This window comes from Paracholeplasma vituli, assembly GCF_025446935.1.
Classification (GTDB): domain Bacteria; phylum Bacillota_I; class Bacilli_A; order Acholeplasmatales; family UBA5453; genus Paracholeplasma; species Paracholeplasma vituli.
In genome coordinates this window covers 76,159-89,854 of sequence record NZ_JAOEGN010000007.1, presented here as the reverse complement: position 1 = coordinate 89,854, position 13,696 = coordinate 76,159, and the positions used below count along the sequence as shown (strand labels likewise).

Below are 13,696 nucleotides of genomic sequence, written 5' to 3'. Positions count from 1 at the left end.
AGCAAAGACAGTTTTCTTTGCTTTTTTTCTAATTCAAAGTAGGTTATTCATTCTTAAATTAATGGCTAAAAATGTAATTAACTATTATTCAATGTAACTGGTGCTAAAAAAGTAATGTAAGGGTTAGAAGGTTGAATGCTTAGAGTAATGTCTCTAACTGCAGCTAATCCATTTAAAGATGCTTCAAATTCACGATCTTTGTGATTAATTATTAACAAAAACTCCTTACTGTTCTTACAGATTCTCAGTTTAGCATTTGATATTACTCCATCAATATCTACTTCTGAAACACGATATATGTGATAGTTATTATCATTATTTTTTACAAATTTGATTTCATTAGCAGTAAATAACATTGGTTGATCATGCTCATATCTGGTTGTTTTCACATCCAAATAAATGATGTTTCCATCAAGTTCTTCAATGCAAAAATCAAATGGCTTATATGATTCTTTATCTCTGTTATACCAAGTGTATTCAACAATTTGATTTCGCATTTTTTGATAGTTGAGATATCTATCCACAAGTGATTCACCGAAATAACCTGCTCTTCTATTTAGTTCAGTGGCCTTATCAATATCAAATTTTCTGAATCTAAGATTATCTAGAGTTGAAAATCCCATTTGTGCTTGAACTTCTAATTCTCGCAACGTCGTGTCTTCACTTGCATCTACTATCGATTCCAAATATGTAACTAATTTCGCAAAGCCTAAATCACTACTGACTAATCGGCCAGACCGAACGGAACCTAGAGGAACACCTAATCTTTTAACTTCATCATACTCAACTGATTGATCATTGAGAAGAAAGAATACTGTTTGCTCACTTTGTAAACCAAACCATATTAGGTACCAATTAATGCTATCAGGTAGAGATTGTGCTTGTGATCTTATAAATGCTAAAACACTTATAGTACCTATACCACCACTTCTAATTTTAGGACTACGAAAGGTTCCATCTGGATTCATGATTCTGTCAAATGAAATGTTTAAATTAGTTGCTTTCTTATTATAAATTACTAGTGAATCATCCGCTTCATAATTATTAGGTAAAAATGTCAAGACATCACCAAATAATCCTATGTGAGTTTGGTGGCTAGTCCCACCACTTGTCATCCCAAGATCGGCTTTAGAAAGAACTTTATATCCTATACGTTTTTCATTATGAAGACTAAAAAATGACATACTAGATTAACCCCTTTGCATTAATTAGATAATTTAAAATAGCATATACTGTATTAACACTGACTGCATTTCCTGCTTGTTTATAGAGTTGGGCATCACTTATACCAGTTAATGATGCTTTATTAAAAAAATCTTCACTAAACCCTTGAAGCATAAACGCTTCTTTTGGTGTTAATTTTCTGATTTTTTCTTTAACCAAATTATTCTCGGGAGTGTTTGTGATTGAGGCCATTTCGAGATTTCTAGAAACAATAAAATCTTGACTAAAGTAATTATCTTGACACGCCCTGTGCATTTTTACCATTGTTGCTGTTAATGGCTTTGCAATTAATGAGTTAATTGTAGAATTCGATTTAAAGTTCTTTGAACCATGAGCTAAAATTGTAGGTTTGATGGTTTCTGATAGAAAATATTTCGAATTAACATTAATCTCAAGTACATCAAGTGTCGATGTTTGAAATTCTATTGATATGTTCTTTTTTAATTCAAGGAATGCTCTTTTCACAACTTCTTCATTAAACTTAAAAGATTCACCTGGATTCTCTCTTAAGGCTAAGATAAAAATTCTATTTCTTTTTTGTGCAAGTCCAAAATTGGAAGTATTAAATACATCATGATAAATATATGGATATCCACACTGTTTAATGTAGTTGATTACTGTTTGGAATGTTTCACCTTTGTTGTGGCTTTTTATATTACGGACGTTCTCCAATAAAACGATTTTCGGTTTTTTTTCTGTTATTATTGGTCCAATCTTAAAGAATACATTACCTCTAAGGTCATCAAAACCTTTTTGCTTTCCCATCATGCTAAATGATTGACATGGGAATCCACCAGTTAAAATATCAAAATTAGGAAGTTTCCTTGATAAATCGTTTTCATCTACGAATCGAACTATGTCACCAATTTCAATTTCATCACTTGTGTCAAAATTAGATTTATATGTTTTTACTGCATTTGGTTCAATTTCAGAATATCCAACAGATAAAACTGGAATATTAAAATCTCGACTAAACAGTTCGAATGCTTGTCTAAACCCACCAATTCCTGCAAACAACTCAAGATGCTTTATAGCCATTCTGACACAACCTTTCCAATTGCCTCTGCAAATTTAACCGGTACTGCATTACCAATTTGCTTATACCAACTATTATATGGACCGTAGAATACATAATCGTCCGGAAATGTTTGAACTCTTGCAGCTTCTCTAGGTGAAAGTCCTCTACTTTGTGTTGGATGAATATACATATTACAGTCAAACTTCATGTGAGAAGTTATTGTTCTGCAAAAATCGTCATATTTTAGTTTATAGTACTTATCCTTAAATATATGATTTCTACTTGAATAGGGCATTATATCTTTGATAGATTCATGTAAAGAATCTGCCCCTTGTGGTAATCTACGATAAATCTCAATATCTCGATCGTTATTGAACCGATTTCTATGATTAAAAAGAGCATTAACACTTCGACCTTGATTAATAAAATCTCTATATGGTGTGTTTTTATATAAGTATTGAGTCTCAAAAAAACCTATATTACTATTTTCAATACTACTATTATTTTTAATTTTATTAGGCATTAAAACTGGTAAATCCTCAATCGCATCTCTAAGAGTAAATTTCGGGTAATTATGAGATTTATTTAATATTTCTGCAATTATTCTACTTGGATCGATTCCCTTTTTCGCTCCAATTAAAATAAGTCTTTCTCTCAATTGCGGTACTCCAAAATCAGAAGTTTTAAACACATTAAATGCTGTTTGATATTCGCCATTAAGTAAAACATCAAAATCGTTTTGAATTTCATCTATTTTATTTGCCATTCCTTTGACGTTTTCCATAACGAATATTTTAGGGGAGACATTCTTTATGAACATTATAAATGATTTGTATAAATGGTTTCGTGGATCGTCAATAAGTCTTTGTCTATTGGCATTGGAAAACCCTTGACATGGAGGACCCCCGACTACTAAATCCACTTGTCCAAAGTTAAAATTATGAGTAAATCGCTCAATCAAATCATTTATATCACCACAATAAAATTTATCATTGGATATGGATCGATTTCTTTTATAGGTTTCCAAACTTACTGAATCAATATCATTTGCAAATACAAGTTCAAAACCAGCATTTTCAAAGCCAAGACCTAATCCACCACATCCAGCAAATAAGTCTATGAACGTTTTTCTTTTATTGATACCTTGCATAAAAAGTATACTCCTTCATAAATAATACTAGTAATATATAGGACTCATTAATATCTTATGTGATAATTAGTTGCGAAATAAGAATACTACCAATAATCATATACTATCTTTTACATGTATAATGATACCATTTTTAATATGAAACTTGCATAATGAAATGATCAATTCACACCCTTTTTTTAAAAGAGGTTTACGAAGTATGTTCATGAAAATGTGTAATTTATGTGTAATTTGACATTTCTAAAAAAATAAAACGGCTCAACAGAGCCGTTATATACGTGTTGGTGCCCGAGGCCGGACTCGAACCGGCATGAGTCTCCCCACTGGATTTTGAGTCCAGCGCGTCTACCAATTTCACCACTCGGGCATTATAAAAAGCTTATTCAGCTTTTTTAATCTCAATTGCTTTTTGATAAGCTTTGAGTGCATTACTAGAATAACATTCTTGAGAATATTTTTCAATAGATTTATACGCATTTTTAGTAAGTTTATTTCTGAGTTCAGGGTCCTCATAAATGCGTTTCATCAAATAAGGCAATTCATTGTTTTGTCTAAAGAATAAGCCGTTATCAAATTCTTGTATCACATCTAATAAGCAACTATCGTATTTCACAATAACAGGTAAGCTAGCAGCTAAAGCTTCAATATAAGTTAAGCCTTGAGTTTCTGTGACGGATGCGTTTAAGAATGCATCCCCTAATTGATAGTATAGTCCAACTTGATTCCAGTTGATAAAGCCTGTGAAAATGACTTTGTCTTTGATACCAAGTGTTTCAACCAAATCTTTGAGTTCATTCATGGCTGGACCATCCCCAATGATCAAGAACTTCGCTTTAACATCCTTATGGATTTCTGCGAAAGCATTGATTAAGACTGGTATGGACTTTTCTTTAGATACACGTCCTAAGAATAAATAAACGAATTCATCTGGTTGAATACCAAGGGATTGTTTCAAGGTAGAAACTTGTTCTTGTGTATAATTTTCACCCACGAACTTATCGAGCTTAATACCGGTTGGAATAATCTCATAATGTCCATGGATGTCATAGCTCTTCATTAAATCCAATACTTTTTGTGTCGGTGTAATGGTCACATCCGCTCTTAAAATGAATCGTTTCATGAGCTTTTTCAAATAGTGCATCAATGGTCTTCTTAAGAATCTAGCTAAGAATTTAGAAACATAGTGAAGGTATTCTTCATACATGGTGTGGACAGTAAATACCATTGGAATACCGTATTTGTCACGCATGTGGACTGCAACTGACCCGATTGAGAACTCTGTATGGACGTGCATAACATCAAGGTTTAACGCAGCAATCTTTTTAATATGACCTTTGGTGAAAGGCACAATTCTAAACGTCTTTAAACCTTTTTTAGGTATTGGCATACCTTTTAAACGAATCACATACGGTTCTTCTACCACATTTTTGCCAGAAGTCGTAATGATATAAACTTCATGACCTTCTTTACGAAGGCCTTCAGCTAACATATAAATTGAAGTTGTAACACCACTGATGAGTGGTAAATAAGCATCGGTAAATATCCCAATCCTCATGATTAAATTCCCCTTTTGCGTAAAACAATGTACGCGATAAAACCAATCAACATGCCTAAATAATAGGTAACAAAACGCCAAATCAACATGGAGGTGACTAGGATTGTAGTCGCTCCACTAACTAAACTGGTAAAAATCACCGTAAAGGCCCATTCTGTCCCACCAGAAGCCCCCGGTGTAGGTACCCACATCATAAATGTTGTTGAAAATAAACTCATCGATATGACAAAGATTAAGTCACTCATATCTAATGATACACCTAATGCTAAGAAAATAACATAGGGTACAGAGTGTAGTAAAGATAAACCCAGAACTCGAAGTAATGAAGCCCCAATCAAGACACGTTTACGCTTGAACAATAAACCCATGCCAATTTGAAACTCTTTGACAAAATCAAAAGTTCTATTTTCAAGTTTTTGCATCGACTTAGTCAAAAATTTGATTTTACCAACGGTTCTGAATAACCATTCAAAAATCCTTGATATACCTGGAATAGTAGATATGGATATGAGTATAGCCAATACCGACATGTTCGCGACATATCCAATAAGGATTAAGAACATGTACTGATTTAGAACATCCTTAATATCCCGATAAAATAGGATAAGTCCTAAGGTTGACATCACTGTCATAATGACTTGATAAACGATGAAATTCGACATCAAGATGGACATCGCATTATCACCGCTCACCCCTTTTTTCACATAGAAATAAGCCTGAAACGGTTGCCCACCAGATGAAAACGGGGTAATCCCATTAAAGAAGTATTCTGCTGACCCAATGGCCATCGAATCTAGAAATGGCAGTTTAATACCAAGACCTGTCGTCACAAAGTGGAGCGCGAGATTAGTCGTGATGACGTATCCTAAATAGACAACAACAGCTAATAATATCAATCGCCCATTGGCCGTTTTAACCGCCTCTAGAATTAAACTGATATCATTCAAACTAAAAACAACAATGAGGACCACTGCTAGCATTATGACTACAAATAATAGATTTTTAGCTATATTGGTTTTCTTTGGTTGTTCCATTACATTTCATCGAGTGCAATCATACCGAGCAATCTCATGCCTTCATTTAAAACAATTCTGACGGCTTGAATTAAGTGGAGATTCGCTTGTTTGAGTGCTTCGTCCTCCGTGATGATCTTATATTGACCATAAAACTGATTGAATAATTGTGAAAGTTGTAATAAATATCTGCTGATGACATGTGGACCATTGACTTCAGCGGCTTTTTGAACTGCATCTTCAAACGCGGCGAGTTGCTTGATGAGTTCAAATGGTAAGTCTTCTGTGTATGAATTTACTGGATAGTTTTTGGATAATACTTGATTCTTTAAAATGGATGCAATACGGACACTTGAATATTGGAGGTAAGGGCCTGTTTGACCTTCAAAAGCCAACATCGATTCTAAGTTGAATTCGATATCTAAGTTTCGATCATTCTTCAAATCGTTGAAGATGACAGCTCCAATACCGATAGCCTTCGCAACCTCATCGCGATTTTTAAGATTTGGGTTTTTTTCAACAATCGCGTTCGATGCACTTTCGATGGCTTCTTTGATGACATCATAGAGTTTAACGACACGACCGCCACGCGTAGACATCTTCTTACCATCTTGCATGACTAAACCGAAATTGACATGATGGATATCTAGGTCATACCCCATCAACTTAGAAACACCTTTAAGTTGGTCAAAGTGAAGTTTTTGTTCGTTACCTACAACATATAATACTTTATCAAAATGATAGTGATTAAAGCGGTATAACAACGCAGCTAAATCACGAGTAATATAGAGGGTTGCTCCATCACGACGTTTGATTAAGGCTGGTGGTAACGGATCAAGTTTAACGATCATTGCACCATCGTCTTCAACCAGTAAACCTTGTTCTTCTAAGGTTTTCGCGACAGCTTCCATTTTATCGTTATAAAAGGATTCTCCGTCATATGAATCGAAGCTGACACCTAATAGTTCATACATTGACATGAATTCTTTTAAGGATTCTTCTCTAAAATATTGCCAAAGAGCTAACATTTCTGGATTGCCATCTTCTAGGGCTTTGAATACGGCTCTGGCTTGGTCGTCTAATGAAGGGTCTCTTTCGACTTCTTCATGGAATTTAACATAGAGTTTTTGAAGTTCCGTAATTGGGTTCTTTTCAATATCGGCACGGTTACCCCATTTTTGATAAGCTACAATCATCTTACCAAATTGAGTGCCCCAGTCGCCTAAGTGGTTGATACCAACGACGCGGTATCCGAGTTTAGTATAGATATTCTTTAAAGCATTACCAATCATTGTCGAACGTAAATGACCAATGGAGAAGCTTTTCGCAATATTCGGAGCGGAGTAATCGATACACACAGTTTTACCAACCGATTGATTACCAAAAGACGCTTGTTCTTCTGTAATGCGGTCAATGACTTTTGAAGCGAACACGCCACGGTTAATCGATAAGTTCAAGAATCCATTTAAAAACTGGATATCTGTAATCATTTCGTATTGTGATAAGGCAGTTTTAACCTCTTCTAATACCACTGGCATCGGTTTACCAAGTTGTTTAACCAATGCGAAAAGCGGTATCGCAAGATCCGTTGTGCCTCTTTTTGGTTCTTCTACAACCACATTGAGATTATCTAATTGAAAATGATTAAGGACTAACGCCTTAACGGTTTGTTTAATAGTTTGAATCATAATGCACCAATCTTTCTAATGATAAAAAAAGCACGTGAGGCGTGCTTTTTATTGTAAATCGTTTTTGACTAAGGTAAAGAATGCCTTAATTTGTCCTGCCATCGTTCCTGTTGTAAAATCTTTTCGCTTCGAAACGATTTCACCTTCATTGAGGTAATAAACTTCAGGTGTTTCAGTTAACGCCATACCGAATTTATCACGAAGAGTTTGCTTACTAGCTTCAGTCATGCTACCAAATTTAACATAATAGATAACGGATAATTCTGAAACCAATCCAGCATCTTTGAATTCTTGATCGTACCAACCGATTTCGCTAACACAAACTGAACAAGATGGGTCTCCAAAGAAAACAACAATTGGATCACCCTTTTCAATTAGTTTCGCAAGTTTACTTGCAGATATGCTTTCGAAAACATGGTCTTTTTTTATAGTTGAGTTACCTACATCATATGCGTTGTAGATTCTTTGTTGATCTGTAGGTTGAAGTAATACGATTACGGCTGCAAATAAAAATACAATTGCTGCAACAATGATGATGACTGCAGGTTTAACTTTATACTGTGGTCTTGCATAGGCTTTTTTAGACATATTTTGAATCTCCTTTAAATGACTAGTAACATTATAACATGGTGTTTTTTATTTATCAATTCATTTATGAATATGGGGATTTGTGTGGGACTTTCTTAATTTTGGCTGTAGGCTAGTTGTGTAACCCGTTTCATTAAGTTATAATAGGAATGAGGTGAGAATGTGCGTATTTTATTCTGTTCTAGCGAAGCCTATCCATTTTCGAAATCGGGTGGATTAGCTGATATGGCTTCAGCCTTACCAAAAATCATGAATAAGCTGGGTGAAGATGCCAGTGTGATTACTCCTCTTTATGATGGCATTTATTCAAAAATGTCTAGTTTCAAATATTTAGGTGAAAAAATGATCACCATTGCTGGTGAAGATTTTAAAGCTAAATATTATGAAACAATGCACGATGGTGTAAGATATATATTTGTAGAAAATGAATTATTTTTTAAGCGAGCGAATTATTATGGTTATTTTGATGATGATAAGCGCTTTTTATTTTATGATTACGCCGTCCTTGAGTATATCGATTTGGTAAATCAAGCCTTTGACTTGCTACACATCAACGACTGGCAAACTGGATTGATTCCGTATCTATTAGATGAGATATACCGTTCAAAACCACTTTATAATCCAATAAAAACTTTATTAACCATTCATAACTTAGAATACCAAGGGTCATTCCCGAAGGATGCGTACCGACTGATTGGTAGACCATTCAACTATGCTTATATTCACTTTGATCGATTAAACTTCTTAAAAGGTGCGATCATGCGCGCAAACCACATCAATACCGTATCACCAACCTATATGCAAGAAGTCCAAACTGAATATTATGGATTTACTTTAGATGGCGCTCTAAAATCTCGATTGAATCACTTCAGTGGTATCTTAAACGGGATTGATTATGACATCTATAATCCTGAAACGGATACCTACATTGAACAGCAATTTAATGATAAACACTTTGTTACAGCGAAGAAGAAAAACAAATTTGCCCTTTTACAAAAACTAAACCTCGATTTATCCACAGATACCGCACTTGTCGCTTACATTGGTAGACTCGCAAAACAAAAAGGGATTGACCTCATGATGTCGACTTTAGAAGAGGCGATTGCAGAAAGTACAGCGAAGTTTGTATTCATCGGTAGTGGGGATATACAATACGAGAACTTCTTACGCTACTTACAAACGAAGTATCGTAACCGTGTGTATACCTTCATTGGATTTAACAACGCTTTAGCACATCAGCTTTATGCTTCTGCCGATATCTTGATGATGCCAAGTCAGTTTGAACCTTGTGGTTTAGGCCAATTGATTGCGATGCGTTATGGTTGTCTACCTCTCGTAAGAGAAACCGGTGGGTTAAAAGACACTGTTATCCCTTATAACAAATACACCAAAGAAGGTAACGGCTTCAGTTTTGCTAATTACAATGCACACGAATTAAAACAAGTATTACTAGACGCAATTTTGCTTCATACCAACAACCCAACAGACTGGCGTATATTGGTCCAAGCAGCCATGCGTGGTGATCATTCACTTGAGCACATGGGCGAACAGTACTTGTCTTTATATAAACAAATAGTGAAGAAATAGGAGACTTAAATATGGAAACATTAGCACTCATCTTAGCTGGCGGTAAAGGTTCAAGACTCGACCTTTTAGCTGAAAAACGCAGTAAACCTGCTGTCCCATTTGCAGGTAAGTTTAGAATCATTGACTTCTCATTGTCGAACTGCGCCAACTCTGGTATTTATGACATTGGGATTTTAACACAATATTTACCACTCTCTTTAAATGAACACATTGGTACCGGTAAACCTTGGGACCTAGACCGTAGAGACTCTCAAGTCACCCTTTTACAACCTCATAACGAATGGTATATGGGTACAGCAGACTCTGTTTTAAAAAACCTCGAATTCGTAAGACGTCGTGAACCTAAGTTTGTTTTAATTCTATCTGGTGACCATATCTATAAGATGAACTACCGTAAGATGATTAATTTCCATATCGAAAAAGGGGCGTCCTTAACGATTGCAACACAACGTGTCCCGATGGATGAAGCGCATCGTTTTGGGATTATGGAAACCAATGAAGAAAAACGTATTATTGGGTTTGAAGAAAAACCGAAACAACCACGTTCTGACCAAGCATCTATGGGGATTTATATCTTCTCAGCAGAAGTCTTATACCGTGCTTTAGAAACCATTAAAGATCCAAACTTAGACTTTGGTAAACACATCATACCAGCCCTTATTAAAGAAGCTGAAAGTAAGGTTTACGCCTTCGAATTCAATGGCTATTGGAGAGACGTCGGTACGTATGACTCTTACTTACAAACCAATATTGAACTTTTAAATATGTCTGAACCTAGACTCGATTTATACTCAGATGCTTGGAAGATTTATACCCGTTCTGAAGAAATGCCACCGGTTCGTGTAGGTTCTAATGCGCACATCGTGAACTCATTAATCTCTAACGGTTCTGTTATTGATGGCACAGTTATCAACAGTGTATTAAGCCCTGGTGTACGTGTCGAAAAAGGCGCGATTGTGCGAGATTCAGTTATTTTAAATAATACGATTATTTCTGAAAACGCGATTGTTGAAAAGGCCATTTTGGATAAGAAAGTCTATGTCGGTAGAAACGCCATCGTTGGCTACTCAGACGACTATACACCGAATGAAGAACGTCCAAATGTGTTATCCTCCGGTATTAACGTCATTGAGAAACATGGGTATGTTCCAGATAACGCGAAGATTGCGAGAAACTGCCGCATCTACCGTCACGCGAAGTTCCCTAGTTTATTCATCAAATCTGGTTCCACTATTCGATAACTCTAAAAGCTTGTACACCCGTACAGGCTTTTTTTTCGAAAAAACTGAACCAAGTCGGTTCAGTTTGTGTATTTGACTAGAATACTTAAGTCTTCTTGTGTTAGATTGTGTCCTGTATTTAATACATACAGCGATGTTTTCGCATTGAGTGCCTTAAATTGCTTTTCAAGTCTAGTCGGATGATCATTAGACACAATTGGGTCTTGCTTACCGGATAAAATCACAACTTCTACTTCACTGAGCGTTTTCGATAGAATCACATCTGTGGGTACCATCGGTCTAAGGAGAAATGCTTTTTGAACTGGGTTATCGTAAGTATATAACATTGATATCGCGATATTCGCGCCATTAGAATACCCTAAGAGCGTTGTTTTCTTAAGGTCAAAATAATAGTCTTTCGAAGCTTTTACGATAAACTCATACAAATTCTTGGTTTCTTCTTTTAGGCTCTCCATATCAAATACACCCATCGCAATACGTTTAAAGAATCGTGGCATACCTTGTTCTAATACGTTTCCACGTATCGATAGAATCGAAGCTTCTGGTTGGATACGTTCCGCAATCGGAATGAGGTCATATTCATTACCACCGGTTCCGTGTAATAAGATTAAGGTATGGTCATTCCCTTTTTTGTAAATATGTTTCATTAGAAGGTGTACTCCTTCTTAAAGATTTTATCGCTACGTTTTGTATCGATGTGACGAACCATCCCTGTAATTTCTTTTCGCATACCTCGGTACTTCGGTGGTAAAGCTAAAAGTTCACCTAAAGTTTCATATGGTTCTTCATCATCGATGAAACCAGGACCTTCGGTTGCGAATTCAAATAAAATACCAGGATACATACGTGTATATAGAGATTTAAAATAGAAACGGTCGACAAATCCAGAATGCATGATTTGCATTTGATTCAAACGTTTGATCCAATTTTGGATGTCGGATTCACCTTCTACCCCAAAGGCCACGTGGTGAACCCCACCAAATCCTTGGCGAGCTTGTGGTAGTAATGGGGTGTATTCAACAATGACACTCCCACCATTTCCGCCTAAACCTGTTTCATAGCGGGTAAATGCGCCTTCAGTTTGGGTTTTAGTAAATGTGAGTCTTTCCGTGAGGATGTGGTCCATCAATGTCGTGTTATTCACTCTAAAGAAGATGGGTCCTAATCCGTAAATCGCGTATTCATTCGGTACTGGACCATTTTGCCACGGAATCCCGGCTTTTACCCCTTTGTCGTGTTCATCGGAAATCAAGACATATTCTTGATCGTCAAAATCTTTAAATAGTAAAATTAAAGTTCCAAACAGGGTCTTAACTGGTTCAGCGTTCACATTATAATGTTTAAAACGTTTTTCAAAGTAGCGGATCGCCTCATCGTTAGGGACTCTGAATGCGGTCTTTGAGATTTCATTCGCACCGCGGATTGCCTTCGGTTGGCCTTGGAAATCAAAGAACGTCATATCGGTACCTGCACTACCTCTGTCATCAGCGAAAAATAAATGGTACGTTTGAATGTCGTCTTGGTTCACGGTTTTCTTAACCAATCTTAAGCCTAAAATATAAGTAAAGAATTCATAGATCTTTTCTGCACTGCTCGTCATCGCAGTCACATGGTGTAATCCTAATAGTGGTTTCATAATTTCACCCTCCATGCTTCTCATTATACGAATTAATTACATACATTCAAATAACATGCTTCGAATTCGAAATATTATTTAAGAAAAGAAAAACCAAAGCGGTGAGGCTTTGGTTTAGCGGTTATTTGCGAAAAAGAATAGTGCGATGGTGTTTGGACCAGAATGCGCGCCAATGACTGGACCAATGAAGTTGATCATTTCGACTTCACAGTCAAGTTCAGATAAAATCAAATCTCTTAAATGATTTGCAGCATCGATATCGTCACCGTGGCTGATGAACACTGTTTTTGATATCGTTGGATTATAGGTTTCTTTCATCTTTGCGAAAAGGGCATGTAAAGCCTTTTTACGGCCAATTACTTTGGTTCTCGCAATGAGTTTCCCTTCATCCGATACATGTAAAATCGGGTTGATATTCAATAGGTTCGCAACCACAGCGGCTGTGGATGATATTCTACCACCACGTTTTAAGTGATTGATATCGGATACTGTAAACCAGTGTGCCAAATTCAATTTAATCTTTTCGATTTCTTCGTAAACTTGTTCAATGGTGTAACCTTGTTTACGCATTTTCGCTGCGGTAGCTACGAGTAAACCTTCTCCTAAGGATGCAGCGAGTGTATCCACTAAAAGAATTTTAGAAGTTGGATAGGACTCTCTTAATTGTTCAACTGCGATACGAGCACTATTGTGTGTCCCGGATAGTGCAGATGAGAAAGTTAAAATTAAGATATCTTTTTGAGCCTTAATCAGTTTTTCACAAACTTCGATATATTCTTGAGCATTGACTTGAGCAGTAGATGGCATCATCCCTTTTCGAACGCGGTCGTAAAAGTCTTTTGGATCCATCGATCGGTGGTCTAGATAATCTGGATATTCTACCCCATCAATGACAAACTTAAGTGGCAATACTTCTAAGTCGTGTTGTTTAGCAAACGCATCGGTTAAGTCTGAGGCTGAATCGGTAACGATGATGAAATCTCTCATAAAGTAGTT

General features: G+C 36.1%; 12 protein-coding genes and 1 tRNA gene. 2 read left to right on the top strand and 11 right to left on the bottom strand.

The features are described 5' to 3' along the window. Nucleotides 1-77: 77 nt before the first annotated feature. The 8 genes from N7603_RS04950 to N7603_RS04915 all read right to left on the bottom strand — a co-directional run bounded on the left by N7603_RS04950 (nucleotide 78) and on the right by N7603_RS04915 (nucleotide 8,236). The gene (locus N7603_RS04950; protein ID WP_262096256.1) at nucleotides 78-1,184 is read right to left on the bottom strand and encodes a protein NO VEIN domain-containing protein; all 1,107 of its coding nucleotides are present in this window, start codon (nucleotides 1,182-1,184) and stop codon (nucleotides 78-80) included. Between the two features lies 1 nt (nucleotide 1,185). Further along, a complete protein-coding gene (locus tag N7603_RS04945) occupies nucleotides 1,186-2,262 on the bottom strand; it encodes a DNA cytosine methyltransferase (protein ID WP_262096255.1) in 1,077 nt (358 codons plus the stop codon). After that, the gene (locus tag N7603_RS04940) at nucleotides 2,253-3,392 is read right to left on the bottom strand and encodes a DNA cytosine methyltransferase (protein ID WP_262096254.1); all 1,140 of its coding nucleotides are present in this window, start codon (nucleotides 3,390-3,392) and stop codon (nucleotides 2,253-2,255) included. Before N7603_RS04940 ends, N7603_RS04945 begins: the two co-directional genes overlap by 10 nt. Before the next feature lie 282 nt (nucleotides 3,393-3,674). Then, nucleotides 3,675-3,759 (bottom strand) — tRNA-Leu (locus N7603_RS04935). A 12-nt stretch (nucleotides 3,760-3,771) separates the two neighbouring features. Then, entirely contained in the window at nucleotides 3,772-4,947 is a 1,176-nt protein-coding gene (gene mgs / locus N7603_RS04930) for an alpha-monoglucosyldiacylglycerol synthase (RefSeq protein WP_262096253.1), read from the bottom strand. Between the two features lie 2 nt (nucleotides 4,948-4,949). Continuing rightward, on the bottom strand, nucleotides 4,950-5,981 hold the full coding sequence (locus N7603_RS04925; protein WP_262096252.1) for a lysylphosphatidylglycerol synthase transmembrane domain-containing protein: 1,032 nt from the start codon (nucleotides 5,979-5,981) through the stop codon (nucleotides 4,950-4,952). Further along, nucleotides 5,981-7,648, bottom strand: a complete 1,668-nt coding sequence (argS, locus tag N7603_RS04920; RefSeq protein ID WP_262096251.1) for an arginine--tRNA ligase — start codon at nucleotides 7,646-7,648, stop codon at nucleotides 5,981-5,983. Before argS ends, N7603_RS04925 begins: the two co-directional genes overlap by 1 nt. 48 nt (nucleotides 7,649-7,696) lie before the next feature. Beyond that, nucleotides 7,697-8,236, bottom strand: coding sequence for a hypothetical protein (locus N7603_RS04915; protein WP_262096250.1), 540 nt, complete (start codon nucleotides 8,234-8,236; stop codon nucleotides 7,697-7,699). 162 nt (nucleotides 8,237-8,398) lie between these two features. On the opposite strand from N7603_RS04915, the gene N7603_RS04910 reads away from it, so the two are divergent. Together N7603_RS04910 and N7603_RS04905 are read left to right on the top strand one after the other, a co-directional pair. Continuing rightward, nucleotides 8,399-9,823 (top strand): glycogen synthase, encoded by a 1,425-nt coding sequence (locus N7603_RS04910; protein ID WP_262096249.1) that lies wholly within the window; start codon nucleotides 8,399-8,401, stop codon nucleotides 9,821-9,823. A gap of 11 nt (nucleotides 9,824-9,834) precedes the next feature. Then, nucleotides 9,835-11,064, top strand: coding sequence for a glucose-1-phosphate adenylyltransferase (locus N7603_RS04905; RefSeq protein ID WP_262096248.1), 1,230 nt, complete (start codon nucleotides 9,835-9,837; stop codon nucleotides 11,062-11,064). 59 nt (nucleotides 11,065-11,123) lie between these two features. Here N7603_RS04905 and N7603_RS04900 read toward each other — a convergent pair whose 3' ends face one another. The 3 genes from N7603_RS04900 to N7603_RS04890 all read right to left on the bottom strand — a co-directional run bounded on the left by N7603_RS04900 (nucleotide 11,124) and on the right by N7603_RS04890 (nucleotide 13,687). After that, on the bottom strand, nucleotides 11,124-11,711 hold the full coding sequence (locus tag N7603_RS04900) for an alpha/beta hydrolase (RefSeq protein WP_262096247.1): 588 nt from the start codon (nucleotides 11,709-11,711) through the stop codon (nucleotides 11,124-11,126). Continuing rightward, nucleotides 11,711-12,700, bottom strand: coding sequence for a VOC family protein (locus N7603_RS04895; RefSeq protein WP_262096246.1), 990 nt, complete (start codon nucleotides 12,698-12,700; stop codon nucleotides 11,711-11,713). Before N7603_RS04895 ends, N7603_RS04900 begins: the two co-directional genes overlap by 1 nt. A 114-nt stretch (nucleotides 12,701-12,814) precedes the next feature. Continuing rightward, nucleotides 12,815-13,687, bottom strand: coding sequence for a DegV family protein (locus tag N7603_RS04890; protein ID WP_262096245.1), 873 nt, complete (start codon nucleotides 13,685-13,687; stop codon nucleotides 12,815-12,817). Nucleotides 13,688-13,696 lie beyond the last annotated feature (9 nt).